Genomic DNA, 25,687 nt, shown 5'->3' with positions numbered 1-25,687 from the left:
AAAAAATACCGGGAAAATGGGAGAGGGCAATGAACTACCGCAAGGGGAAGGTGCTCGTTTACACCTCGTCGGCCGCCTTGGCCATGGCGATGTTTGGCGGCGCGGCGCATGCCGAAGAACCGGCCAAGGCCAAGGACAATGCGCCAGAAATCGTCGTTACCGCGCAATTCCGCAGCCAGAAGCTGCAGGATGTGCCCATCGCCATCACCGCTGTCAATTCGGCCATGCTGGAACAGCGCGGCGCCACCAATATTGCCGATATCGGGGCCAGCGCCCCCAACGTGACGCTGCGCCCGGCGGCGGCCAGTTTTGGTCCCTCCGTGGTTGCCTATATTCGCGGCGTGGGCCAACGCGACACCAATTTCGCGCTGGAGCCGGGGGTCGGCCTCTATATTGACGATGTTTATTTGCCCACGATGCATGGGTCGCTGCTCAATCTGGTCGATCTGGATCGGGTGGAGATCCTGCGCGGGCCGCAAGGCACATTGGCGGGACAGAATTCCATCGGCGGGGCCATCAAGCTCTATTCCAAAAAGCCCGATGCCAACCCGGACGCCTACATCTCGGCAACTTATGGCGCGTTCAACCGCGTCGAAATCCGCGGTGGTGCCAATTTCACCATCGCGCCGGACAAGCTCTATATGCGCCTGACCGGGGTGGGGGTGCACAAGGACGGCTATGTCACCCGCTATGACTATGCCTGCACCCATCCGGGCAGCACAGTGCCCAGTTCGGTCACCGGATCGAGCTGTAAATTGGGCACTGAAGGGGGTAAGGATTATGTCGCGGGCCGCGCGGCCTTCCGCTGGACCCCTGCCAGCTTCCTGACCGCCGATGTGGCGGTGGACATCACCCGCGACAACAGCGAGCCCACGCCTTCAACCCTGCTCTATGTGGGGCGCAACGCCAATCCCGGCTCGACCCTGACCGGCATCGCCAGCCCGCCTGCGGCGGCCTATGTGCTGAACGGCAATGTCTATGGCAATGCCACCGGATCGCCCTTCATCAGCTATTCGCCCTTTGGCTCCTATGCGCAGGATACGTTCAGCCGCAGCCCCTATATCAATTACGAGAATTACGCCGACACCGCCCCGCGCGACGGTTCGGCCCCGTGGCAGGCCCCGCTCAAGGCCGCGCTCAACACATGGGGCATTTCGGGCACGCTGAACGCCACGCTGACGCCCAATCTGAAACTGACCTCGATCACCGCCTATCGTCAGTTCGACGGGGTCTATTCCACCGGCGACGGATCGCCGCTCAACCCCTCGCTTCAGGCCAACAATATTTATAACAAGCAATTCAGTCAGGAATTGCGCCTGTCGGCCAAATTCGGCGATCTGGCCAATCTGACCGTGGGCGGCTTCTATTTCTACAAGCGCAGCCGGTATCAGGCGCGGATCGAGCTGACCACGCTCAATTTTATCGAGGACGATTCGATCCCCGCCACCACCAAGGCGGTTTTTGCCAATGCCGACATCAGCCCGATCAGGAACCTGACCGTGATCGGCGGCATCCGTTATACCGATCAGTCCAAGACCTTTTACTATGGCCGCTTTGGCGTGCCGGGGTCGTCAACCGGCGGCGCGGTGCCGCCTTCACTGGCGGCGCTGAACGGGCTGGTCGGGGGTTTCAGCGGCGGTCGGGTCGATTATCGCGCGGCGCTGCAATATCGCTTCAACGATGATGTGATGGGCTATGCCCAATTCTCGACCGGCTTTCGCGGCGGCGGCATCAATCCGCGCCCCTTCTTTCCCGCGCAAGCTCTGCCGCACAGCCCCGAAACCATCAATGCCTATGAAGTGGGCTTGAAAACCGACCTGTTTGACCGCCGGTTGCGGATGAATTTCTCCGGCTTCATCAACAAATACACCGATATTCTGGTGACGGCGGCCAGCTGTCCGTTGCCCGGTGTTCCGGCCGCGCCCTGTTCGTTGCCGCTCAATGCGGGCAATGCCACGATCAAGGGGCTGGAGGCCGAAATGCGGCTGCAACCCGTGCCAGGGCTGACGGTGGAGGCATCGCTCGCCTATCTCAATTTCAAGTATGACTCCGTCAGCGCCGCCGCCGTCACCTCCGGCATCGGCACAGAGGACAAGGGCCAGTATATCTCGCCATGGCAATGGAGCTTTGCCGTGCAATATGACTGGAGCCTTGGCGACAAGGGCACCATCACTCCGCGCGTCGATGTCAACCATATCGACAGTTTCAACCGCAACGCCAACAATGTCGATGCCACCACCGGGGGCAAGGACATCTTTGGACAGGTGCCGGGCTATACGCTGGTCAACGCTCGCGTGGCCTATCAAACCGCGGGCAAGGAATGGGAGCTGGCCGTGGAAGGGCGCAACCTGACCGACAAGCTCTATTACACCGATATTTTCGACAATCGCGGATCGACCAATTCGATCCAGGGCACGCCTGCCGAACCGCGCACATGGGCGGTGACGGTCAAGCGCCGCTTCTGAACATCGGGGCGCCCGTGACGGCGCCCCCAATCATCCAATGTCACCATCCCTTTATCCCATTTTGCGGGAGGATCCCTCATGGCCACGTCCATTTCCAGCCAAACGCCCCCCGGCGAACCTATCGTCGCCGGGCTGCCCATGCCCGAATTTCGCCACATCACGGTCGAACCGATCAGCGGCGCCTGCGGGTGTGAAATCGGCGGGGTCGATCTGCGCCAGCCCTTGCGGCCCGAAGTGCTGGGCGAGATCATGCTGGCCTTTAAGCATTTCCTCGTCATCGTCTTTCGCGATCAGGACCTGACGCCCGAACAGCACAAGGCTTTCTCGCGCCATTTCGGCGAATTGACCGAATTGCCGCAGGCGCCCACCTATAATGGCGACAATCTGATGCAGGAGGTGCGCCGCGAGGCGTGGGAGCCGGTCAATGTCGTGCCCAGTTTCGAGCATTTCCACACCGACAGCCCCTTCCTGCCCCAACCGCCCAAATGCATCGTGATGCGCGCGCTCGATTGCCCGCAATGGGGCGGCGACACGGCCTTTTCCAACGCCTATCTGGTCTATGAACACCTCTCGGACGGGATGAAGGCGCTGCTCGACGGTCTTCAGGTGGTCTATTCGGCCAAGGATGTGTGGAGCAAGAACGAGAAGCTCCCGCCCGAAAAGCGGCTGCGTCTGCGCGAGAGCCATGGGTTTACCGAGGATCAGCTGGAAAATATCCAGCCCGCCGTGCGCGTCCACCCCGAAACCGGACGCCGCGCGCTATTCGCCACCACTGCCTATTTCCGCCATTTCGTCGGGTGGAGCGAGGAGGAGAGCCGCGCCCTGCTCAACTATCTGCAAAGCCTGGCCCAGCATCTGCATTACCATTGCCGTGTCAAATGGCGCAAAGACACGCTGATCGTGTGGGACAACCGCTTCACGCTCCATCGCGGCGTGCATGATTTCAAGCATGAGCGGCGCCATCTGATCCGCACCACCGTCATCGGCGAGCGACCGATGGGCATTGCCGATCTGGCGGCGCGTTGAGCAAGGGGGAAAGATCGTGAAAGTTGGCACCGCCATTGCGCGCATCCTCAAGATCGAGGGCGTCGATGTCCTCTTTGGCTATCCGCGCAATGCGGTGCTGGAGGCCGCGGCCAAGGAGGATATCCGCACCATCATCGTGCGACAGGAACGCACCGGGCTGCATATGGCCGATGCCTATTCCCGCATGACGCGGGGTGAAAAGATGGGCGTCTTTGCCATGCAGCACGGGCCGGGCACGGAAAACGCCTATGGCGGCGTGGCGCAGGCTTTTTCCGAAAGCGTGCCGGTGCTGGTGCTGCCGCAAGGCTATGCGCGGGCGCTGGCCCATGTGCCGGACAATTACAACGCCTGCCGCTCGATGCGCGACATCACCAAAACCGCCGAGCCGATCCTGCGCGCACAGGATACGCCCGCGATCCTGCGCCGTGCTTTTACCGCCCTGCGCAACGGGCGGCGGCGGCCCGCGCTGGTGGAAATGCCGTGGGATGTGTTGACCGAGGATGTCGGCGAGACGCTGGATTACGCGCCGGTGGTATCCACCCGCTATGGCCCCGATCCGACGCAGGTGGCGGCTGTCGCGCGGCGGCTGGTCGATACGCCCCGTTTGGTAATTCACGCGGGGCAGGGGGTGCACTGGGCCAATGCCTATGGCGAATTGCGCGAACTGGCCGAATTGCTGGCCGCGCCCGTTTCCACCAGCCTTGAGGGCAAGAGCGCGTTCGACGAAACCCACCCGTTGGCGCTGGGTTCGGGCGGGGCGGCCATACCGGGGCAATTGCGCCATTTCCTCGACAGTGCCGATCTCATCTTCGGTATCGGTTGCAGCTTTGCCCAGACCGCCTTTGGCGTTGCCATGCCCGGCCATGTGCCGATCATCCATGCCACGCTCGACCCGGCCGACATTAACAAGGGCGTGCCCTGCGAGGCGGCGCTGATTGGCGATGCGCAACTGACGCTGGCCATGTTGATTGCCGAGGTGCGCAAACTGGTGCCATCCCCGCGCGATATGACCCCCGTCGCCGAGGAAATCGCCAAGGAGGAGCAGGCATGGCTCGCCCAATGGCTGCCCTTGCTGGAAAGCGGGGATGCGCCGATCAGCCCCTATCGCGTCTTGTGGGAATTGCAGCGTACGGTCGATGTGGCCAATACGATCATCACCCATGATGCCGGTTCGCCGCGTGATCAGCTTACCCCTTTCTGGAAATCGATCACCCCGCTCAGCTATATCGGCTGGGGTAAATCCACCCAGCTTGGCTATGGACTGGGGCTGGCGATGGGGGCCAAGCTGGCCTGTCCCGACAAATTGTGCATTAACGTTTGGGGCGATGCGGCGATCGGTTTTACCGGCATGGATTTTGAAACCGCCGTGCGCGAACGTCTGCCGATCCTCTCGATCCTGCTCAACAATTCGGCCATGGCCATCGAGCTGGACCAGATGCCGGTGGCGACGCAGCGCTATCACGCCACCGCCATTTCCGGCCATTATGCCGATTTTGCCCGCGCGCTGGGCGGCTATGGCGAAAGGATCACCGACCCGGCCCAAATCGCCGATGCAATCCGGCGCGGGATTGCCGCCACGCAGGCAGGCCAGCCCGCTCTGCTGGAATTCATGACCGCCAAGGAAACCAGAGCTTCGCGGCTGTGACAATGCCTTTGTCTCCGCAGGCGGAGCGCCCGCCCATCCGACCATTGACCACCGGGGAGGTGCAGGCTTTGCTGGATGGGCGGGAGGACGCGCTGGCCGATCTGCGCGATGACATGACGGCCAATTTCGCGCGCGGTCCGGGGGCGATCCTGCTGCGCGGGCTGGAGCCTGATATGTTGGACGAAACCGGTTTTGCGGCCGCTTTTGCCCGCCTAGGCAATTGGCTGGGCACATTGGCGATACAGTCGCCACAGGGCGAGCGCGTGGCCCGCGTCGAGCAAAGACCGGATGATCCCGCCCGGCGTGGCACCTATTCTGATGCGGAATTGCGCCCTCATACTGACCTTCACGACATATTGGCGCTGGCCTGTTATCGGGCCGCTGCTTCGGGCGGAGAAAGCCTGTTGCTCTCGGCGCGGGATGTTTGCCGGGCGGTCAGGCAGGAAACACCGTCGCTGTTGCCCGAATTGACCTGTCCCTATCATTGGGGCGGCAATCCGGCCCTGCAATCGTCGGGCAAGGCGCGGCCAAAGGTGCCGATCCTGCTGTTGCCCACGGATGCCGAATGCGGGCCACAGTTGGCCTATAATGGCTATTTCCTGCGACGGGGCGCGCTGGAACAAGGTGAGGAGCCACCCCCGGCGATCAACGCGTTCGACCGGCTGACGGCACAAATGGCAGGGCGGGCAAGGTTCGCCCTGATGCCCGGCGACATGTTGTTTTGGCACAATTGGAGCTGGTTGCATGGCCGCACGCCCTTTACCGATCGTGCCGGTCACTCCCGCCTGCTTTTTCGCCTGTGGATACGTTCCGCGCTGCCCCCGCGCGCGGATCCTGCGCTGCTTGAACTGGGGCTGCGGATAGATGAAGATCATCGAATAACAAGACAATGGGAGAGTGCAACGCCATGAACGAAGCCGCCGCCACGGTTCATACTGCGCCGCAAGACAATCGATGGCCATGGAAAGCGAGCTGGCCGCTGGCATTGCTCACCCTGATCGCGGTTTTCAATTACCTCGACCGGTCGCTGCTGGGGCTGGCGCTGCCTTTGGTCAAGCGCGAGTTCGGGGCCTCCGACACCGTGCTTGGTTTGGTGACCGGGATCGCTTTCGTCCTGCTCTATTCGGTGTTGGGTGTGCCGATCGCATGGCTGGCCGACCGCTATAACCGGCGCAACATCATCACCTTTGGGCTTGCGTTCTGGAGCCTGATGACGGCTCTGACCGGCTTTGTGGGTTCGGTCTGGCAATTGGCCATGGCGCGTTTCCTGATGGGCGCGGGTGAAGCCTGCGCCATGCCGCCGTCCAATTCGATCATTGCCGATCTTGTTCCTCCCCGTCGTCGTCCGCTGGCCATGGCCATATTCGGCACCGCCAATTCGCTGGCCTTCATCATCTTCTTTCCTATCGCCGGTTGGGTGGCGCAGCATTATGGCTGGCGGGCGATGTTTCTGGCCATGGGCGCGCCGGGCCTGCTGGTGGCCTTGCTATTTATCACGACGGTGCGCGAGCCTGTGCGACTGAGCCAAGCGGCCGAAGCGTCCCGTCCGCAAGGTGGCGCGGTGATGGGCGGGGCGATCCTGCGCGATGTGGCCGAGCTGTTTCGCAACCGCTGGTTTGTTTGGGTATTTCTGGGTGTAACGCTGATGGGGGCCAATGTCTGGGCGGCGGGGGCGTGGACGCCCACGTTTTTTGCGCGCGTGCATCACATGGGTCTGGCCGAGGTGGCCGGCACCGTCGGCCCGGTACGCGGCTTTGTCGGCGCGGCGGGCGTGTTGGCCGGAGGTTTCCTGATTGATCGGCTGCCGGCCCATCGTGACGTTTGGCGCTTGGCCATTCCGGCCATTGCCTGCATTCTGGCCGGGCCTGCCGAGGCGTTGTTTCTGCTGGGCGATGCTCGCGGCCTATGGCTGTCAGGCTTTGTTGCCACCAGCTTTCTCTCGCTGATCCATCAGGGGCCGATCTATGCCGCAACGATGAATGTCGTGCGGCCGGGGCAGCGCGCGCTGGCCATTTCAGTGATCTTGTTCGGGGCCAGTTTTCTGGGCAATGTTGTGGGGCCAAGTGCGGTGGGCCTGCTCAACGACAGGCTTGCTGATGAATATGGACCCTTTGCGGTGCGCTACTCGATGCTGATCATCGCGGTGACACCGGTTCTGTCGGGCTTGTGCTTTTTGCGCGCTGCCTTTCTGCCGCATGGACAGGTGGAGGCGGCCTGAACTCTGGCCATGGTGGCCATTGCGCCGATTGGATGAGGTTCGAGGGTTTGGGTTGAAGGCAGTTCCGACAATTCTGAAAATTTCCCGGTCTGTCGGTGGGTTTTGACCGCCCTCGTATGATCCAGCGATGATCCTGAAAATGGATTCCGAATTTTCGTTTCGGCGTCCCGCTATGATTCGCGCGGGCATGGGGGCGGGGCTTGGAATTCTTCAGGATCAGATAATCACAGCCGTTTCGCCAAATCGGAATATTCGAAACGGATGGAGTTACTATGCAGGCGGCCTGATGCCGCACCGCATTTCAGGGCGCGCAATAAGGGTTGAAGCGCCGCCCGGTAAAACAAAAAAGCCGATCGAAGCGACCGGCTGTTTTCTCATTGTCTTTACAAGGGGATAATGGTGCCTGGGGACGGGATCGAACCGCCGACACCGTGATTTTCAGTCACGTGCTCTACCAACTGAGCTACCCAGGCATTACCAATTTTTACCGGTTCCGTAAGAGGTTGTTGTCACCACCTCGCCGCCGGTGGAGGGGCCTATGGCTAACCGGATCGGTCTTTGCAAGCCAAAAAAACACTTCCGTTAAAACTTATTTCTCATCGTCAGCATTTGCGGGGTTTCCGGGCAGGGCATAGCCATCCGAAAGCCACTGCAACAGGTCACGATCCCGGCAACGGGTCGAACAAAAGGGTTTGTGTGATTCGCTGCGGGGCTTGCCGCAGACTGGGCATTTGCGATTTTGTTGCATCATAATGTCACCGCCTGTGCGAATCCGCCATCAAGGGCAAGACCCGCATCCTCCTGAAATTCCAGCCGACGTCCGCTGCGCTGCGCCAATTCGTCGCGCCATGCGGGTGTGATGGCGGCGATCACCTGTGGATGGGCGCGCAGCAACAGCACGCCGGCCTCCTGAACGCGTTCGGCACGCCGAAGCAGCAAACGGGCCGCCGCACCGACCCGCGCATGGGTCAGGCGCGACAGCAAAGAAGGCCGCTCCATCCGCGCCACGATCTGTACAAAGCCAAAGCCGTTCATGGCGGTGCGCTCATGCGTCCAGCCTTCCAGCCCCTGCGTCAGGGCGGCATCCACGGCTTGTCGTTCGGCCTTGGCCTCCAGAGTGGGGAAATCGATGCCCAGCGACCCACTCAGGTCCAGCCGCAATATAGTCGCCGCCACAGCCTCCGCCGCCGCCACGGCCAGCGCAGGCGGGGGCAGGGGGCCGTCAACGTCAATGACTGTCATCGCGGGCGTAGGCGAAAGCACCAGCGAGCCGCCGGTAAAGTCCACGGTCCCACTCCATGCCTCGGCCCATACATCTTCCCACACGCCGGTGGGGAATTGGCGAACCACCTGCGCATCGGGCAGCGCTTCGGCCAAGCGCGGCGCAGGGCGCAGGGGCGCGTCACTGGGGCGTGAATGGGCCAGTTTGTAGCGGCCTGTCTCGGCCATGGCGCTGCGGGTGATTTCGACGCGTATCGGGGCGCCCTCGCTCGCCTCACGCGGCAGGCGGTCGACCAATGCTTCCTCGCCGCTGTTCAGGCGCAGGACGCCGCGGCGCGATCCACCGGCGCGGCGGATCAGCACGGCCTCCTCCACCTGTCCGGGCGCGGCGCGTCCGGGCCAGTCGATCTTGGCCGCAACCACTTCCGAGCCATCGAGCAGCACCGCGCGATCCTCGCCGATGCCTTGCTCGATCAGCCACATAGGGGTTTAATCCAGAGGATAGGCGGCCGCACGCAACAGCGCCCGCGTTTCGTAAAGGGGCAGGCCGATCACGCCCGAATGGCTGCCCGACAAACGCCGGATCAGCGCCTCGGCGCGGCCCTGAATGGCATAACCGCCGGCCTTGCCCAGACCTTCGCCGCTGGCGATATAGGCCTCGATTTCCTGATCGGTCAGGTTTTTGAAAATGACGATCGTCTCAACCTGCTTCACGCGTTCGCGCCCAATGGCGTCGATCACGCAGACCGAGGAGATGCACAATTGCCGCCGCCCGGAAATCGCGCGCAACATCTCACGCTGCAATTCTACCGTATCGGCAGGGGGCAGGACACGGCGACCCAGCGCCACGGACGTATCGCCCGCGATCACGATTTCGCCCGGTGCCCGATCCACCGCACGCGCCTTTTCCACCGCAAGGCGGCGGGCATAGGCGCGCGGCAATTCGCCCTTTAACGGGGTTTCGTCGATGTCGGGGCTGGCGATCCTGTCGGGCACCACGCCCAGACGCGCCAAAAGATCCCGCCGCCGGGGCGAGGAAGAGGCCAGCACCAGCATAGGTTTGCCAGCCTGATCAGTCATGACCATGGCTTAGTACGAGCCGGGGCCACCGCGACCGGGCATAAAGCGATAGGTGATGCGACCCTTGGTCAGGTCGTAAGGGGTCAGCTCGACCAGCACCTCGTCGCCCACCAGAACGCGGATGCGGTTCTTGCGCATCTTGCCGGCGGTGTGACCGAGGATCTCGTGATCATTCTCCAGCCGCACGCGGAACATCGCGTTGGGCAGAAGTTCGACCACCTGGCCGCGCATTTCGAGCAGTTCTTCTTTCGCCATCCGTAAACTTCGGTTCTCTGATAAAAGGGGAGATTGGGGCGCGCCATAGACTCAGATGCAGGAAAAGGAAAGCCCAAGTCGCGCAACTCTTGGCCAACACCGGAAATAGATCGGCAAAAATGTAGCGGGAGTGCGACAATATGTTACCATGCCGCACTTGCGAATGGCCGGATCAAACGGCATCCGCATAGCCCTGTCAGCCTGCGGGATCATAATGGGCTGTCTCAGGGAGTATCCAGTTTTGCGCAAATTTGCCTTTGTCCCGGTGTCACTGGTGTGGGTGATGGCGTCCACAGGGTCGGTGATGGCCCAGACGCCATCTGTGGGCGCAGAGGCTGCGCCTTTGGCCGCCGTGGCCGACAGCCCCTCGGTAGACGCCGCCGCCAGCGAGGGCGCGTCCGACGACGCCGCGACAAGCAGCAGCGCCGGAACACCCAAAAACCGCGAGATCGTCGTCATCGCCGACCGCATCAAGGGGCAGGTCGAAGCGCCCCAGCCACCGATTGCCGTGTTCGATGAAGAAGACATTGCCGCCTATGGCGCGACGACGGTGGACGATCTGATCACCGCGATCTCGCCGCAAACGGGTTCGGGCCGTGGGCGCGGGTCCGGCGGGCCGGTCATTCTGGTCAATGGACAGCGGATCACCAATTTCCGCGAAATGATGAATTACCCGCCGGAATCGATCCGCCGGGTCGAAGTCCTGCCCGAAGAAGTCGCGCTGCGATATGGTTACAGCGCGGATCAACGGGTGGTGAACATCATCCTCAAGGACCATTTCAAGGCCCGCACCGCCGAAATCGAAGACGCGATTTCCGACAGCATCGGCGCCAACACGGTCAAGGGCATGGCTTCGATCCTAAAGATCGACAAAGGCAAGCGCATGAACCTGACGGTCAAGGCGGACAAGACGAACCCCGTGACCGAGGCGCAGGCAAAGATCATGCAGGCGAGTGGTTCGACGCCTACCGTTGCGGGCGATCCGCAACCGGCGGACAATCGCACCGTCATTTCCAATACCAAGGATTATTCGATCAACGGCACTTATACCGTGCCAATCGGCAAGGACGGCATGGGCGGCAATATGACGTTCAACGCGCTGGCCTCGCGCGCGGATGTGACGGGGCTGGTCGGGTTGAACAGCTATTCGCCGTCGAGCGATGTCCTGCGCACCTTTGACGGGGCGCTGACACGGCGGACGTTGACCGATACGTTCTCGGCCGGGGCGGGGGTGAACAAGCGCCTGCTGGATTGGAACCTGTCGGCCACCGCCGATATCAGCCACGTCGACACCACCGTTACCACCGCCAACCGCGTCACGGACAGCGCCATACTGGCCGCTGCCCTTGCCGGCGGAACTTCGCCCGGCGGCGGCTTTACCACGGCCTTGAGCAAGACCGACACGGTCACGACGCTGGTGACGCTCAGCGGGCGTCCGGTTACGCTGCCTGCGGGCAAGATGGCCGTGACGGTCAAGGGTGGCTTTAACTACACCGCTCTGGCCGCCAGCAGCACCAGCGCGTTGAGCGCTTCGTCCAATCTGAAGCGCGGCGATGCGTCGCTGGGCGTCAATCTGGGCATCCCTCTGACCAGCCGCCGCGAACATGTGGGCGAGGCATTGGGCGATATCACGCTCAACCTTTCGGCATCGGCTGATCACCTGTCCGATTTCGGCAATCTGGTGGACATGAGCGCGGGCCTGACGTGGAACCTGACCGACAAGCTGGGTTTTCAGGCCAGCTATATGTATGATGAGGCTGCGCCTTCTTTGGCCAATCTTGGCTCTCCGATGGTCGCGACCTATAACGTATCGGTCTATGACTTTGTGAAAAGCCAGACCGTGCTTGCCACGGTTATCACCGGCGGCAATTCGGCGCTGGTCAAGGAACATCGCAACGATATCAAGCTGGGGCTGAATTGGACCCCGCCGATTTTGAAGGGCGCATCCAATCTGGTGGTTGAATATTTCAACAACCGTTCCTCCAATGTCACCAATGCTTTCCCGACCACTTTGACGACCGCGATCGAAGGCGCCTTTCCGGGGCGTGTGACGCGCGATGCGACGACGGGCCTGATCACTTCGATCGACCGGCGCGCCATCACGTTGGCCGAAACGCGCGATGAGCATGTGCGCTGGGGTTTCAACATCGGTGGCAATCTGGGCAAGGAAATCAAGACGCAGGGACGCGGACCTATGGGGTTCATGGGTGGACCGCCCCCCGGCGGCGGCCCCGGTGGTGCAGGTGGCCCGCCCCCCGGTGGCGGGATGAGTGGCCCTCCGCCCGGTGGCGGTCCGGGTGGTCCCGGTGGCCCTCCCGGTGGCCCTCCCGGTGGTGGACGTGGCGGTCGCGGTGGCCGGTACGAAGGCCGTTGGAACCTGTCGTTTTATCACACGGTCAATTTCGTAAACCGGGTTCAGGTCGCGGCCAGCGGTCCTTCGCTTGACCTGCTGGGCGGCGATGCCTTGTCGGGCGGCGGTACGGCGCGCCATTCGCTTGAGGGCGAGGGCGGGTTCTTCTTCAAGGGCATCGGCCTGCGCATGAATGGCACGTGGACCGCGCCAACGCATGTCAACGGCAGCGGGGCGCCCGGTTCGACCGATCTGCGTTTTGGCGCGCTGTTCAAACTGAACACGCGGTTGTTCTTTGACCTTGGCCAGCAGAAGCGACTGGTGCGCGATCATCCCTTCTTCAAGGACGCGCGTTTCAGCATCGGCGCCAAGAACATCTTTAACCAGCGCCAGCGTGTGACGGACAATGCAGGCAACACGCCGCTGTCCTATCAACCGCTGTATGTGGACCCGCAGGGCCGCGTTGTAGAAATCGAATTCCGCAAGATGTTCTGATGGGTTTTGAGAATTGGGCAAAAGCTGGGGGAGAGGCGGGGCCTGCCTCTCCCCTTTTTGCTTTGATGGTCCTATCTGGGCGGGATGGTTGATGATGCGAACAATCCCCCCGACCGCGCGGCCGACCGCTTTCACGAGGATAAGGCGACCAGCCTGATCCGTGGAACGGGCGAAAGGCCCGATCTGGACGCGGGCGTGGCGGCCATCCGCGAAGTGCTGGCCACTTTGCCGGTGCGGCCCGGCGTGTACCGGATGCAGGATGCGCGCGGCGATGTGCTGTATGTCGGCAAGGCGCGGGCTTTGCGCAATCGCGTGGCCAATTATACGCAGGTGGACCGCCTGCCTCTGCGCCTGCAACGCATGGTGTCGCAAACGCGCAGCATGACCATCGTCACCACCAACAGCGAGGCCGAGGCTCTCCTGCTGGAAGCGCAGTTGATCAAACGGTTTCGTCCGCCCTACAATGTGCTGCTGCGGGACGATAAGAGCTTTCCGTTTATTTTGTTGCGCACCGATCATGATTTTGCGCGGATCACCAAACATCGCGGGGCACGGCGGGCGCCGGGCAATTACTACGGCCCGTTTGCCAGCGCCGGTTCGGTCAACACGACGATCAACGCGTTGCAGAAATTGTTTCTGCTGCGCTCCTGCACGGATTCCTTCTTTTCGCGGCGCGACCGGCCCTGCCTGCTCTATCAGATCAAGCGGTGCAGCGCCCCTTGTGTCGACCGGATCAGCAAGGAGGATTACGGCGAACTGGTGCGTCAGGCCAAGGACTTCCTTGGCGGCAAGAGCAATGCGGTTCAGCGCGAAATCGAGGCCCAGATGAGCGCGGCGGCCGAGGATCTCGACTTCGAACGCGCCGCCATGTTGCGCGACCGTCTGCGTGCGGCGACCTTTATCCAAGGATCACAGGCGCTCCATGCCGAGGGCCTTCCCAATGCCGACATCTTTGCCTGCGCGGAAAAGGCGGGGCAAATCGCCATTCAGGCCTTTTTTATCCGCGGCGGCCAGAATTGGGGCCACCGTGCCTTTTTCCCGGCCCGCACCGAAGGCATGGAAATGGGCGAGGTGCTGCAAAGCTTTATGGCGCAATTCTATGAAGAAGTGCCGCCGCCCCGCGTCATCCTGATCGATCGCGCTTTGCCCGAAACTGACCTACTGGCCGAGGCGTTGAAAGAGGCCGCAGGGGGCAAGGTGGAGATTTCCACGCCCCAACGCGGGGATCGCAAACGCCTGCTGGAACAGGCGCAGCGCAACGCGGTCGAGGCGCTGGACCGCCGCATGGCCGAAAGCGGCAGCAAGGCAAAAGTCTGGCGCGAGATGGCCGATTTCCTCGAACTGGACGAACCGGCGCGGATTGAGGTCTACGACAACAGCCATATTCAGGGCCAGCACGCCCTTGGCGCGATGATCTGTGCGGGGCCGGAGGGTTTCTTGAAAAACCAGTACCGCAAATGGAACATCCGCGAGGCCCAGACCAACGACGACTTTGCCATGATGCGCGAGGTGATGACTCGTCGCTTTGGCCGCGCCATGGAGGAAGACCCTGATCGCGACAAAGGCCAATGGCCCGATTGCGTTTTGATCGACGGCGGCAAGGGGCAGATGAGCGCGGTGAAAGCGGCGCTCGAAGAATTGGGCGTCGAAGATGTGCCGCTGATCGCCATCGCCAAGGGGCCGCACCATGGCCGCGACGGGCGCGAGGTGTTCCATTTCCCCGATGGGCGCGAGAAAATGCTGCCGGTCAATTCGCCCGTCCTGTTCCATCTGCAACGCATGCGCGATGAGGTGCACCGCTTCGTCATCGGCGCGCATCGTGAAAAGCGCAGCCGGGCGATTACGGCCAGTCCGCTGGATGAAATCCCCGGCATCGGTCCGGCCCGCAAACGCGCTCTGTTGCTGCATTTCGGCACGGCCAGTCGGGTTCGCGCCGCCTCGCTGGAGGATTTGGCGCGAACGCCCGGAGTGTCAGAGGCGGTGGCGCGGACGGTCTATGATTTCTATCATCCGGGGGGATAGGCGGGCGTTACAGGCCAAAGCTCCGCCCGTCCAATTCCCTCCGCGCCATCATGCCAAACAGGCTGCGGCGCAGTAGGCCGCCGATCTCGATCGACACCCGCCCGACGGGTCGCCTCTCGCGCCAAAGGTGGGTGATCATCGGATGTGTGTCATCGGCGCAGCTGTCGACCCAGCCCAATCCGGGCGTCTGCAACATGGCCAGATTTTCCCGTTGCAGCAAAACGCCGGGGGAATAGGCGCTCAGGCTTTCATCATAGGCGGTCTTGAACATGAAGGCGCCGGGCTTGGTGATGAATGTGGCCAACATGGCGATGGGCCGCCCATCCAGCGTCATGGACAGCCGTTCCAACCGCCCCCGCGCCGCCGCCCCGCGCAGGGCATCGCGCCATAATGCCTCGGTTTCGGGCAGACAGGCGAGGGCGGAACCTGCCTCCCCCTTCCACCCTGCGCGTTCCAGCGCGAGGAAATCCTCGCTCCATTGCGACAGATCATCCTCGTCCTCATGGCGGATGAATTCGACCTTGCCCAATTCACTCAATCGGTTGGCCTGACGCCTGTATTCTTTGCGCTTCTTGCCCGAAACGCTGGCTTCGAAATAGTCTTCGGGTGAAAGATCGCTTTGCAGCATCACATGGTTCTTACGCGACACAACGGCGGCATTGCGGGATTGTTCGGCCAAAACGTCGCGCAACGCATCGGCCACCGGCCCCGACAGCGGCAATTCGCCCAAATGCAGAAACAGACCAAGCCCGCCCTGCGCATCGGCCCATTCAAGCACCGCGCGCCAAAAAGCCCGCTCCAACCCGCGCGCCACCAAAGGCGCGCCGAGAAAGCCATTGGGATGTGACCAACTGGCCCAATGCGGGATCGGCCGCGTGTAATAACGGCTTTGCGCGACAATGGGCATGATCCCGGCCAGATCGCCGCCCATTTCAAAACGCAGGATTTTGACCTTGCCCTTGGGGTCCAATCCGCGCAGCGCTGGCAGGAGATACCAGCTTTCATAAAACGGATTGGGTTCGCTGGCCCACATGGCCAATGCGTCCCAGCCAAGCGTTGCCGCCATACCCTCCATTTCGCGCCAATCGAGCAATTGGACACGGCCCGACGGGATGGGCATGTCCGGGCGCGGCGCGGGGGCGAAAGGCTCAGGCGTCCGCACCGCCGGATCGACATATTCCGGCATGGTGCGCGCATGGGCGGGAACAGAAAATTGGGGCTGGCTGGCCAAAGTTACCTCTTGAGCGCGGCGGTCGGAATGCCACGCGGGTCAAAGGTTAAGGGCAAAGCCGCAAAGGAAGTATGAATAAGCAGGTGAAAATTCGCCCCCCTGTCATCGCGGCAGAGGGGCGAAGTGCATCACCCAACATGCCCCGCCAAGGCCGCCAGAAGCAGCAGCGCGACAATATTGGTGATCTTGATCATCGGATTGACCGCCGGGCCAGCGGTATCCTTGTACGGATCGCCCACCGTATCGCCGGTGACGGCGGCCTTGTGTGCGTCGGAACCCTTGCCGCCGTAATGGCCGTCTTCGATGTATTTCTTGGCATTGTCCCATGCCCCGCCGCCGCTGGTCATGGAGAGAGCAACGAACAGTCCCCCCACGATCACGCCCAGCAACAGCGCGCCAAGGGCCGCAAAGCCATTCTCCTGACCCGCGACCATCGTAATGATGAAATAGACCAATATCGGCGCCAGAACGGGCAACAGGCTGGGCACGATCATTTCCTTGATCGCCGCCTTGGTGACCAGATCGACCGTGCGGGCATAATCAGGCCGCGATGTGCCCGCCATGATGCCGGGGTTGTCGCGGAACTGTTCGCGCACATCAACCACGACATCGCCCGCCGCGCGCCCCACCGCCGTCATGCCCATCGCCCCAAACAGATAGGGCAGCAAGGCCCCCAGCAGCAGCCCGACAATGACATAGGGGTTTTCAAGGCTGAAATTGACGGTCAGCGCGGGGAAGAATTCACGCAAATCCGTCGTATAGGCCGCAAACAGCACCAGCGCGGCCAGCCCCGCCGAACCTATGGCATAACCCTTGGTCACCGCCTTGGTCGTATTGCCGACCGCGTCCAGAGCATCAGTCTTTTCGCGCACCGAGGCCTCCATATCGGCCATTTCGGCAATCCCGCCCGCATTGTCCGTCACCGGCCCATAGGCGTCGAGCGCCACCACCATGCCCGCCAGCGCCAGCATGGCCGTCGCCGCATAGGCGATGCCGATCAGCCCGGCCCATTGATGCGCAAGAATAATGCCCGCCACGATCACCAGCGTGGGCAGGGCGGTGGCTTCAAGGCTGATGGCAAGGCCTTGAATGACGTTGGTGCCGTGGCCGGTCACGGATGCCTTGGCGATGGATCTGACCGGGCGATAGGACGTGCCGGTGTAATATTCGGTGATCCAGATGATCAGGCCCGTGATAACCAGCCCCAGCAGCGAACAATGGAACAATGCGCCTCCCGTCAAACCGCTGGCGTCAATCGGCGTTCCGAAGTCCCCCACCGCGGTATGGATCGCCCAGCCAATCGCCGGGATCGAGAGCAAGGCAGTGACAAGGAACCCCTTGTACATTGCGCCCATGATATTGTTGCTGCCTCCCAATTTGACGAAATAGGTGCCGATGATCGAGGTGACGATGCAAACCCCGCCGATCAGCAGGGGCAGGCTCATCAAAGCCATCAGGTTGTCGGTGCCTTTGACCAGCAGCGCCGTCAGAACCATGGTTGCGCCCACCGTAACCACATAGGTTTCGAAAAGGTCAGCCGCCATCCCGGCACAGTCACCGACATTGTCGCCCACATTGTCGGCGATCACCGCAGGGTTGCGTGGGTCATCCTCGGGGATGCCCGCCTCGACCTTGCCGACCAGATCGGCGCCAACGTCGGCGGCCTTGGTGAAAATGCCGCCGCCGAGCCGCGCAAAAATCGACACCAGCGATGCGCCCAGAGCCAGCGCCGTAAGACCCGTCACCACCGTCCGGTCATTGGGCGCAAAACCCGCCGTCCCCGTCAAATACCAAAAGAACCCGGCAATCGCCAAAAGCGCCAGCCCCGCCACCAACATGCCCGTAATGGCCCCGGCGCGGAATGCCAGCGTCAGCCCCGCCTGAAGCCCTTGTTGAGCCGCCGCCGCCGTCCGCACGTTGGATCGCACCGACACATTCATGCCGATAAAACCGGCCGCCCCCGACAGAACCGCGCCCAGAACAAAGCCCGTCGCGGCAATCGTGCCAAGGCTGGCCGCGATGATGATCGCCGCAACGACGCCGACAATCGCAATCGTGGTATATTGCCGCTTGAGATAGGCTTGCGCCCCTTCCTGAATCGCGGCGGCAATTTCCTGCATCCGGGGCGAACCTGCGCTCGCGCCCAAAACTTGTCTGCTTGTGATGTAACCGTAAATTACGGCCAAGGCCCCAAGGCCCATGGCGATCAGCACCAGGTTCATAGCATTCCCCTCTGCTTCGGTCCTGCCGGAAAATCCGGCATTTCCCCCGGACCTGCCTTTGTTTGGTCAGACAGTGCCCATGGTCTTATAGGTATAGGACTATGAAAATTGGGTGCAAGAATGATTTGATACTGGCCGGGTGGGATTGCCCAACCTGCACTCTATTGGTGTTGATAGCCCAATTGGCCGGACGGGACTGCGCCGTCGATTGTGACGGGCGCATCGCCGGGCGCCACAACCACGCCAATCCGGTGCAGAGGAACCGGCAATTCCAGTTCGGCAGGCGCGGTCAGCAGCAATTGGTAATCATCGCCCCAACGCATCGCCTCATCCCGGCGTTCGGGGGGGCAGGCAAGTGGGATGGCATCGGCGCACAGGTCCATCGTCACCCCGCTGGCCCGTGCCATGCGTGATGCGTCGAGCAGCAGTCCGTCGGAGACATCCATCATCGCCGTGACCAAAGGCGCCAGAGCCCGCCCTTCGGCAAGACGCGCCACCGGGCGGCGATAGGCAAGGCTTTCGGCTTCCGGGCGACCTGCTCGCAAAGCCTCCAAACCGACCATGGCGCCGCCAATGGGGCCGGTCAGATACACCGCATCGCCAACCCTTGCGCCATCGCGCCCCGGCACCGGCGAACAAGTGGCGCGGCCCAGCGCGGTCAGGCCCAGAACCTGCGCCCCCGCGTGGCCCACCGTATCGCCGCCCAACAAAGGCACGCCATATTCCGCCAGCGCCTGCGCCAGACCTTCGAGAAAGCGCACCTCGTTGCCGGTCAGTTGATAGGAAAGAAGCACCCCGACCGGCGCGGCGCCTTTGGCCGCAAGGTCGGATATATTGGTGGCCACCAGTTTCCACGCCACATCGGCCGGATCCTGATCGGGCAGGAAATGGACCCCCGCCACCATCGTGTCATGGGTCAGGATCAGCACCTCGCCGCCAAAGGGCAGGACGGCGCAATCATCCCGTAATCCGCGTGCGGCGGGATCGCTGGCCAGCGCGCGCAGCGCCTCGATAAAGGCCAGTTCTCCCGCCAAACGGATCAGCGTGCCGCGCGGGCAATGGCGTCCAGCACGCCATTGACGAACTTGGCTTCGCGTTCGTCGAAAAAGGCGTGGGCGACATCGACATATTCGTTGATGACCGTCGGCCCGGCAACATCGTCACGGGCCAGCAATTCATAGGTGCCCGCGCGCAGGATCTGGACCATCGTCTTGTCCAGACGGTCCAGACGCCAGCCTTCGGCCAGCTTTTCCGAAATGCGCGCATCGATTTCTTCGCCGCGCGCCACGACGCCCTTGACCACATCGTCGAAATGGATGCGGTCGGCATCGGCAAACTGGATGTCCTCGATTTCCGCGCCCAGACGGTGGCGGTGGAATTCATCCAGCAGCGTGGGCAGGGGGGTACCCTCCATCGCATGCTGATACAGCGCCTGCACCGCGCCGAGACGGGCGACCGAGCGTGATTGGGACTTGGGAGCTTTGCTCATCAATGAATTCCTTATATGGCCCGATTTATTGACCAAGCCGGATCGCAACAGAGCGACCATGGGCGGGCAGCCCTTCGGCATCGGCAAGGGCAACAGCGGCGGGGCCGATAGCAGCCAGAGCGGCTTCGTCAAGTTGCAGGAAGCTGGTCCGCTTCATAAAGTCCAGCACGGAAAGCCCGCTGGCAAAGCGCGCGCGGCGCCCGGTGGGCAGAACGTGATTGGGTCCGGCCACATAATCGCCAATCGCTTCAGGCGTATGGCGGCCAAGAAAGGCGCTGCCTGCGTGGCGGATGTGGGCGAACATGGCGTTGGGATCGTCGATGGCGATTTCGATGTGTTCCGCCGCGAGACGGTTCGAAAGCGCGGGCGCTTCGCCCATCAGATCATCCACGACGATGACGATGCCGTATTCGTCCCATGACTGACGCGCGGTGGCCTGCGTGGCCAGAGCCTGCAATTCGACCTCGACCGCGCCGATAACCGCATCGGCAAATTCGGCGTCATCGGTGATCAGGATGGATTGCGCCACCGGGTCATGTTCGGCCTGAGACAGAAGGTCGGCGGCAATCCATGCCGGATTGTTCTTGCCATCGGCCACCACCAGAATTTCCGACGGCCCGGCCACCATGTCGATGCCCACCACGCCGTAAAGCTGGCGCTTGGCCTCGGCCACATAGGCGTTGCCGGGGCCGACGATGACATCGACAGGCTTGATCCGATCCGTGCCATAGGCCAGCGCGCCGATCGCCTGCGCCCCGCCCACGCGCCAGATTTCATCGACGCCCGCCAAATGCGCGGCGGCCAGAACAAGGTTGTTGACCGATCCGCGCGGGGTGGGGGTGACGACGACCAGACGCTCAACCCCGGCCACCTTGGCGGGAATGGCGTTCATCAACAGGCTGGAGGGATAGGCCGCGCGGCCGCCGGGGACATACAGCCCCGCCGCATCGACCGGACGCCATACCGCGCCCAGACGCACGCCGGTTTCATCGACATAATCGCGATTTTCCGGCTTTTGCGCCGCGTGATAGGCCGCAATCCGCTTGGCCGCCGTTTCCAACGCATCGCGCAGCGTCGGGTGCAGCGCATCAAAGGCCGCTTTGCAATCCTGCGCGCTGATGCGCCAGTCATCGGGCGTTTCCAGCGTGTGGCTGTCAAACTTTGCGGTGTATTCGGCCAGTGCCACATCGCCGCGCGCGCGCACATCGGCCAGAACCGAGAGCACCACCTGCGTTACGCCCGCATCGCTTTCGCGCCGGTCGCCGACGATCTTTTCAAATGCCTCGGCAAAGCCGGGGTCTTTGGAATAAAGCTTGATCATGCCTCAACCTGCTGCGCCGCCATGGCGCGGAATTGTTCGACCAACTCGCCCACGCGCGGATCGGTTTTCAGCGCGGCGCGGTTGACGATCAAACGGGCCGAAATCTGCATGATCGTTTCCGTCTCGCGCAGACCGTTTTCTTTCAGCGTCCGCCCCGTCGACACCAGATCGACGATCCGCCCCGACAGACCCAGCATTGGCGCCAGTTCCATCGCGCCATTCAGCTTGACCACTTCGGCCTGAATGCCCTTGGCCTCATAATGCTTGCGCGTCAGATGTGGATATTTGCTGGCCACGCGAAGGTGGCTGGCCGTGGCGGTGTCGTCGGCGTCAACCGGTTCGGCCACCGACAGACGGCAATGGCCGATGTTCAGATCCACCGGCGCATACAGGTCGGGATAGGCGAATTCTTCGACCACATCCGATCCCACGATCCCGGCCTGCGCCGCGCCATGCGCCACGAAAGTCGCCACGTCAAAAGCGCGCACACGGATCAGGCGCATGTCCGATCCTTCGACCGCAAAAGACAGCGCGCGCGACTTCTTGTCATGGAACTCCGCTTCGGGCACGACACCAGCGCGCGCCATCAACGGCAGAGCTTCATCGAGGATGCGCCCCTTGGGGATCGCAAAGGTGAGCGGTTTGGACGAGAAAGACATGCGCGCCGCATTAGTTTGCATTGAAGCCCAGAGCAACCGCCATGACAACAGAGAATCCGATCATGGAAATCGTCCATGTGCGTGAGACTTTGAAAGGACTGGCGCGCCATTGCGATCAGAACGGCGCGCGGCCTTGGCGCATGGGTTAACGGGTATCGTCAAGCCTTGGCCAATACCCGCTCCAGCATTTCGGTCAGGTCATAGGGATAGATCGTTTCGGGCCAACCGGCGATCTCACCATGCGCAAACCAGCGATATTCGCGCATCACGGCCTGTTCGGTTTCGGTATGGCCTGCCGTGTCGATGATCGGATTGTCCATGCGCAGCAGGTAATAGCGGTCGTCCCCCGTCACAGGTTCACCGGCCAGCGTCACGAAATCGCTGATTACGCGGGCAACTTCGGGGCCGCAATCGGCGCGAATGCCGGTTTCTTCCCATAATTCACGCGTGGCGGCTTCGTCATAGGTTTCGCCCTCCTCGGCCTCGCCCCCCGGCGCGCACCAGAAGGGGGCGCGGTCGTCGGGGGTAAAGCGGAACAGCAGCAATTCACCCGCGCCATTGAGCAGCAGAATGCGCGAGGCGCGGCGGATGCGGCGGGTGGTCATGCGCCCTCGCCGGGGGCCGAAGCCTTGATGGCCAAGGCGTGGACCCGCTGGCCCGGAATGTCGCCCAGCGCCTGATTGACCAGACGTTGGCGCATCACGCGGTTCACCCCGGCAAAGGCGGCGCTCTGAATGACAACGGTAAAATGCGATTCGCCCGATTTGTCGTCGCCCATATGACCGGCGTGATGATGCGAATCATTGATCACCTCCAACCGTTCGGGAGCAAAAGCGGCCGTAAGACGTTGTGTGATTTCCTGGGCGAGCGGGCCGGACATAAGGTTTCCTCAAAAGCTTGGTCTTTTCTCCTAGCCCATATTTCGCCAAGGGAGAAAGATGGTTCAGGATCGATTTCACGGCAGGGTAAAAGGTTCCCATCGGGCATGCGAATGGCCCGGATGCAACGAAGCAGGCGAATTCCGCGCACCGGGCGCAAAGGCTTCCGGCTTTGACGGGCCGGGCAATTTCCGGTGGTTTTGCCTTGAACATATCCGCGCCTTCAACGCCGGATATGACTATTTCGAAGGGATGAGCCCGGAGGAAATCTGGGCCGCGCAATCGCCCATCCACGGCTGGGAACAGGAAGCCCGCGCCTTTCGCCCGACGGCGGGTATCGATTCGGCCCCGCGCTGGGCCGATTTTTCCGATCCGTTGGACGCGATCAGCCAACGTGCGCGCCGCGCCAAGGAGGCGATGCGCCCGATGGCATGGCCCGACGGGCGCATGGTCAGCCTTGATGAAAAGCGCGCCCTCGACACGATGGGGCTTGGCGTCGATGCCAGTCGGCGGGAATTGCGGGTGCGCTATTCCGATCTCCTCCACCGTTATCACCCCGACCGCAACGGCGGCGACCGGCGGCACGAATCCAAGCTGCAACAGGTGGTCGAAGCCTATCAAATGCTGCGCAAATTGCCCGGCATGGCCTGACGCATTTACGCCTGCGCCAAGGCGGCCAGTTGGTCGGCGCAGGCGCCCCATCCTTGGGTAAAGCCCATGGCTTCGTGCTGATCCTTGGCCTCGGCGGTCCAATGGCGGGCGCTGGCGGTATAGCGGGTGCCATCGCCTTCGGGCGCCACTTCCCAAATGCCGATCATGAACGGTCCGGCCGGTTCCAGATCGCCATTGACCGCATCGGTGGTGACAAACCGCCGCCCTTCGTCCCATGCCAGATAGATGCCGCGCAAGGGCACTTCCTCGCCATTGGGGCCGAACATGGTCATTTCGCACGCGCCGCCGGGGCGACGATCCTGAAGCGTCACCTCGGCACGCCATGGGGCGGGGCACCACCATTCATTTTGGCGATTGACCAGAACGTCCCAGACCTTTTCCGGCGGGGCGGCGATAAAGCGGGTGATGGATAATTCGTGCATCATGCGTTTCCGCGTCTTGCGGCTTCAATGGCGGCGATGTCCACCTTCACCATGGTCTGCATCGCGGCAAAGACCCGTGCTCGCGCCACCGGATCGGGATCGCCCATGCCTTCGATCAACGCGCGCGGCGTTATCTGCCACCGGATGCCCCAACGGTCGACGCACCATCCGCAAGCCATTGTCCGTCCGCCGTCGCTGATCAAGGCATCCCAGTAACGGTCGGTTTCCTCCTGCGTCTCGGTGCTGACCTGCATTGAAAAGGCGTCGGTGTGCTGTGTATGCCCGCCGCCATTCAGGCCGATGCAGGCAAAGCCCAGCAGCGTGAATTCCACCACCAGCGCATCGCCCGCCTTGCCCCCCGGATAATCGCCGGGCGAGCGCATGACATGACCCACCGCCGTATCGGGAAAGAGCGCGGCGTAAAATTGCGCCGCAGCCTCTGCGCCGCCATGCACGGCCTTGTCATACCACAGGCAAAGCGTGCCTTTGCTTTTGCCCCAGTCGCTCATGCCTTGGCTTCCTGCGCTGCGGCGATCATGGCGTGGTCGATGGCCTTGGCCTCGGCATATTTCGGCCTTTCGGCCAAACGCGCGCCATAGGCCAGAAATTCGGGCAATTCGGGCAATGTCTTGAACATCGTGCCCCACAGGACATGGCTGCCCACATAGACGTCGGCCATGGTAAATCGCGCCCCGCACACGAAATCATTGTCTCGGCAATGCGCGGCCAGCGTTTCGACAACCAGATCATAACAGCCGTAACCGACGCTAACCTTCTGACGCTCATTGGGTTCAAAACCCATGGATTTGGCCGTGATCGCCTGTTCCAACGGCCCTGCGGCAAAGAACAGCCAGCGGTAATAGGCCGCCCGTTCCTGCGCCGTGGGGGCCAGCGTGCCATCCGCCTCGGTTTCGGCCAGATAGGCGCAGATGGCCGAGGTTTCGGCGATGGGATATTCACCCTGCGCCGTGTGATGCACCAACGTCGGCAATTTGCCCAATCCATTGGCCGCCAGCAACGCCTCCGGCTTGGGCTTTCCATATTCCACGATCACCTGTTCGTAATCGGCGCCAACCTCATGCAGCGCCCAACGAGCGATTTGGCCGCGCGACATCGGATTGGTGAAAAACGTATAGCTGGCCATGGTGCATCCTCATTGGAACATTTGCGGAACGATATCGCAAATATCGCCCTTATCAAGCCAATTTCTGGCCCACGATGGCAAAGGGGGCCCCTTGCGGATCTATCGCATTGATAATCCAGTCGCCGCCCGGAACTTCACTGGGGCCGTGCAGCACAGTGCCGCCCGCCGCAACCACGGCGGCATGGGCGGCGTCGAAATCGGCGGCGCGGATATAGTGGTTCCACCCGCCCACCGGCACATGCGGCGGTTTTGGCATCATCGCGCCGATCACCACATCCTTGTGCGACAGGAACTGATAGGTACCATAATCGCCCATATCCATCGATCCGGCGGGCGCCCAGCCGAAGATTTCGGTATAAAAGCCAAGCGCTTCATCGAAATTGCCGGTGTAAAGTTCGTTCCACCCCATGCTTTGCGCATCACGCGGGGAAAAGGCGACCGAGGGGGCGCTGTCGGGGGCGGGGGTGGGGCGCATCAGATAGAAGCAAGCACCCCAAGGGTCCATGACCATGGCAAAGCTGCCCTCGGCAATGTCCATGCGGGGCATCAGGGCGCGCCCGCCGCGTTCGATCACCTGTGCCAGTGTCGCGTCCAGATCATCAACGGCGATATAGCCCACCCACATCGGGTGCGCGCCCTGTGCCAGGCTGTCGTCGGAAAGTGGCAGAATTCCGCCTACTTGTCGTCCATCCGACCTTGCGATATGACCATAAAACAGAGGTGCTTCGGCGCCCGGTGTGATGGTCCAGCCAATCGCCTTTTCATAGAAGCTTTTGGCCCCCGCGGCGTCCTTGGTCATCAATTCGTACCAGATCCATTGGCCCAAGAGCGGTTCCATGCATCTTCTCCCCAAAACAGATGCGATTCGTATC

The 25,687-nt window shown here is 62.1% G+C and carries 25 protein-coding genes and 1 tRNA gene; 9 read left to right on the top strand and 17 right to left on the bottom strand.

Annotated features, from left to right (window positions below; translation table 11 throughout):
- Window positions 1-29: 29 nt before the first annotated feature.
- From ACZ9HU_RS07310 to ACZ9HU_RS07285, 6 genes are all read left to right on the top strand, one after another.
- On the top strand, window positions 30-2,465 hold the full coding sequence (locus ACZ9HU_RS07310) for a TonB-dependent receptor (RefSeq protein ID WP_476103940.1): 2,436 nt from the start codon (window positions 30-32) through the stop codon (window positions 2,463-2,465).
- A gap of 78 nt (window positions 2,466-2,543) precedes the next feature.
- Entirely contained in the window at window positions 2,544-3,491 is a 948-nt protein-coding gene (locus tag ACZ9HU_RS07305) for a TauD/TfdA dioxygenase family protein (RefSeq protein ID WP_476103938.1), read from the top strand.
- A gap of 16 nt (window positions 3,492-3,507) precedes the next feature.
- The gene (locus ACZ9HU_RS07300; RefSeq protein ID WP_476103936.1) at window positions 3,508-5,136 is read left to right on the top strand and encodes a thiamine pyrophosphate-requiring protein; all 1,629 of its coding nucleotides are present in this window, start codon (window positions 3,508-3,510) and stop codon (window positions 5,134-5,136) included.
- Window positions 5,137-5,180: 44 nt separating this feature from the next.
- On the top strand, window positions 5,181-6,047 hold the full coding sequence (locus ACZ9HU_RS07295) for a TauD/TfdA family dioxygenase (protein ID WP_476103934.1): 867 nt from the start codon (window positions 5,181-5,183) through the stop codon (window positions 6,045-6,047).
- Complete coding sequence (locus ACZ9HU_RS07290) at window positions 6,044-7,354, top strand: spinster family MFS transporter (protein WP_476103932.1); 1,311 nt, start codon at window positions 6,044-6,046, stop codon at window positions 7,352-7,354. Before ACZ9HU_RS07295 ends, ACZ9HU_RS07290 begins: the two co-directional genes overlap by 4 nt.
- A gap of 127 nt (window positions 7,355-7,481) precedes the next feature.
- A complete protein-coding gene (locus ACZ9HU_RS07285) occupies window positions 7,482-7,751 on the top strand; it encodes a hypothetical protein (protein WP_476103930.1) in 270 nt (89 codons plus the stop codon).
- Here the strand turns inward: ACZ9HU_RS07285 and ACZ9HU_RS07280 are convergent.
- The 5 genes from ACZ9HU_RS07280 to infA all read right to left on the bottom strand — a co-directional run bounded on the left by ACZ9HU_RS07280 (window position 7,752) and on the right by infA (window position 9,910).
- Window positions 7,752-7,827, bottom strand: a tRNA-Phe gene (locus ACZ9HU_RS07280). It lies immediately after the preceding gene.
- Window positions 7,828-7,943: 116 nt separating this feature from the next.
- Window positions 7,944-8,105, bottom strand: coding sequence for a DNA gyrase inhibitor YacG (gene yacG, locus ACZ9HU_RS07275; RefSeq protein WP_476103928.1), 162 nt, complete (start codon window positions 8,103-8,105; stop codon window positions 7,944-7,946).
- Entirely contained in the window at window positions 8,102-9,058 is a 957-nt protein-coding gene (locus ACZ9HU_RS07270; RefSeq protein ID WP_476103926.1) for a ribonuclease, read from the bottom strand. The genes yacG and ACZ9HU_RS07270 overlap by 4 nt, the downstream gene beginning before the upstream one ends.
- 6 nt (window positions 9,059-9,064) lie before the next feature.
- Window positions 9,065-9,661 (bottom strand): Maf family protein, encoded by a 597-nt coding sequence (locus ACZ9HU_RS07265; protein ID WP_476103924.1) that lies wholly within the window; start codon window positions 9,659-9,661, stop codon window positions 9,065-9,067.
- 3 nt (window positions 9,662-9,664) lie between these two features.
- On the bottom strand, window positions 9,665-9,910 hold the full coding sequence (gene infA, locus ACZ9HU_RS07260) for a translation initiation factor IF-1 (protein WP_168605162.1): 246 nt from the start codon (window positions 9,908-9,910) through the stop codon (window positions 9,665-9,667).
- A 241-nt stretch (window positions 9,911-10,151) separates the two neighbouring features.
- On the opposite strand from infA, the gene ACZ9HU_RS07255 reads away from it, so the two are divergent.
- A complete protein-coding gene (locus ACZ9HU_RS07255) occupies window positions 10,152-12,755 on the top strand; it encodes a TonB-dependent receptor (RefSeq protein ID WP_476103922.1) in 2,604 nt (867 codons plus the stop codon).
- Window positions 12,756-12,839: 84 nt separating this feature from the next.
- Window positions 12,840-14,777 (top strand): excinuclease ABC subunit UvrC, encoded by a 1,938-nt coding sequence (gene uvrC / locus ACZ9HU_RS07250; RefSeq protein ID WP_476103920.1) that lies wholly within the window; start codon window positions 12,840-12,842, stop codon window positions 14,775-14,777.
- A gap of 7 nt (window positions 14,778-14,784) precedes the next feature.
- Here uvrC and ACZ9HU_RS07245 read toward each other — a convergent pair whose 3' ends face one another.
- From ACZ9HU_RS07245 to ACZ9HU_RS07210, 8 genes are all read right to left on the bottom strand, one after another.
- Complete coding sequence (locus ACZ9HU_RS07245; protein ID WP_476103918.1) at window positions 14,785-16,008, bottom strand: GNAT family N-acetyltransferase; 1,224 nt, start codon at window positions 16,006-16,008, stop codon at window positions 14,785-14,787.
- A 128-nt stretch (window positions 16,009-16,136) separates the two neighbouring features.
- Window positions 16,137-18,230, bottom strand: a complete 2,094-nt coding sequence (locus ACZ9HU_RS07240; protein WP_476103916.1) for a sodium-translocating pyrophosphatase — start codon at window positions 18,228-18,230, stop codon at window positions 16,137-16,139.
- Between the two features lie 161 nt (window positions 18,231-18,391).
- Entirely contained in the window at window positions 18,392-19,264 is an 873-nt protein-coding gene (gene thiL, locus ACZ9HU_RS07235; protein WP_476103914.1) for a thiamine-phosphate kinase, read from the bottom strand.
- 5 nt (window positions 19,265-19,269) lie between these two features.
- The gene (gene nusB, locus ACZ9HU_RS07230; protein ID WP_476103912.1) at window positions 19,270-19,719 is read right to left on the bottom strand and encodes a transcription antitermination factor NusB; all 450 of its coding nucleotides are present in this window, start codon (window positions 19,717-19,719) and stop codon (window positions 19,270-19,272) included.
- Window positions 19,720-19,744: 25 nt separating this feature from the next.
- Window positions 19,745-21,040, bottom strand: coding sequence for a histidinol dehydrogenase (gene hisD, locus ACZ9HU_RS07225; RefSeq protein ID WP_476103910.1), 1,296 nt, complete (start codon window positions 21,038-21,040; stop codon window positions 19,745-19,747).
- Entirely contained in the window at window positions 21,037-21,699 is a 663-nt protein-coding gene (gene hisG, locus ACZ9HU_RS07220; protein ID WP_476103908.1) for an ATP phosphoribosyltransferase, read from the bottom strand. Before hisG ends, hisD begins: the two co-directional genes overlap by 4 nt.
- Before the next feature lie 158 nt (window positions 21,700-21,857).
- The gene (locus tag ACZ9HU_RS07215) at window positions 21,858-22,304 is read right to left on the bottom strand and encodes an NUDIX hydrolase (RefSeq protein WP_476103906.1); all 447 of its coding nucleotides are present in this window, start codon (window positions 22,302-22,304) and stop codon (window positions 21,858-21,860) included.
- Window positions 22,301-22,579 (bottom strand): BolA family protein, encoded by a 279-nt coding sequence (locus ACZ9HU_RS07210; RefSeq protein WP_476103904.1) that lies wholly within the window; start codon window positions 22,577-22,579, stop codon window positions 22,301-22,303. The genes ACZ9HU_RS07215 and ACZ9HU_RS07210 overlap by 4 nt, the downstream gene beginning before the upstream one ends.
- Window positions 22,580-22,637: 58 nt before the next feature.
- Here ACZ9HU_RS07210 and ACZ9HU_RS07205 point away from each other — a divergent pair, with 58 nt between their 5' ends.
- Window positions 22,638-23,228 carry a J domain-containing protein gene (locus ACZ9HU_RS07205; protein WP_476103902.1) on the top strand — a complete coding sequence of 197 codons (591 nt, stop codon included), beginning with the start codon at window positions 22,638-22,640 and terminating at the stop codon, window positions 23,226-23,228.
- Between the two features lie 5 nt (window positions 23,229-23,233).
- Here ACZ9HU_RS07205 and ACZ9HU_RS07200 read toward each other — a convergent pair whose 3' ends face one another.
- The 4 genes from ACZ9HU_RS07200 to ACZ9HU_RS07185 are packed head-to-tail and all read right to left on the bottom strand — an operon-like array spanning window position 23,234 to window position 25,653.
- Complete coding sequence (locus ACZ9HU_RS07200) at window positions 23,234-23,671, bottom strand: SRPBCC domain-containing protein (RefSeq protein WP_476104191.1); 438 nt, start codon at window positions 23,669-23,671, stop codon at window positions 23,234-23,236.
- The gene (locus ACZ9HU_RS07195; RefSeq protein ID WP_476103900.1) at window positions 23,671-24,180 is read right to left on the bottom strand and encodes a VOC family protein; all 510 of its coding nucleotides are present in this window, start codon (window positions 24,178-24,180) and stop codon (window positions 23,671-23,673) included. The genes ACZ9HU_RS07200 and ACZ9HU_RS07195 overlap by 1 nt, the downstream gene beginning before the upstream one ends.
- Window positions 24,177-24,815, bottom strand: coding sequence for a glutathione S-transferase family protein (locus tag ACZ9HU_RS07190; protein WP_476103898.1), 639 nt, complete (start codon window positions 24,813-24,815; stop codon window positions 24,177-24,179). The genes ACZ9HU_RS07195 and ACZ9HU_RS07190 overlap by 4 nt, the downstream gene beginning before the upstream one ends.
- A 52-nt stretch (window positions 24,816-24,867) precedes the next feature.
- Window positions 24,868-25,653 (bottom strand): VOC family protein, encoded by a 786-nt coding sequence (locus ACZ9HU_RS07185; protein ID WP_476103895.1) that lies wholly within the window; start codon window positions 25,651-25,653, stop codon window positions 24,868-24,870.
- Window positions 25,654-25,687: the final 34 nt, after the last annotated feature.

This window comes from Novosphingobium sp. Sphag1I (assembly GCF_056279125.1).
This window is presented reverse-complemented; position numbering and strand designations above follow the sequence as displayed.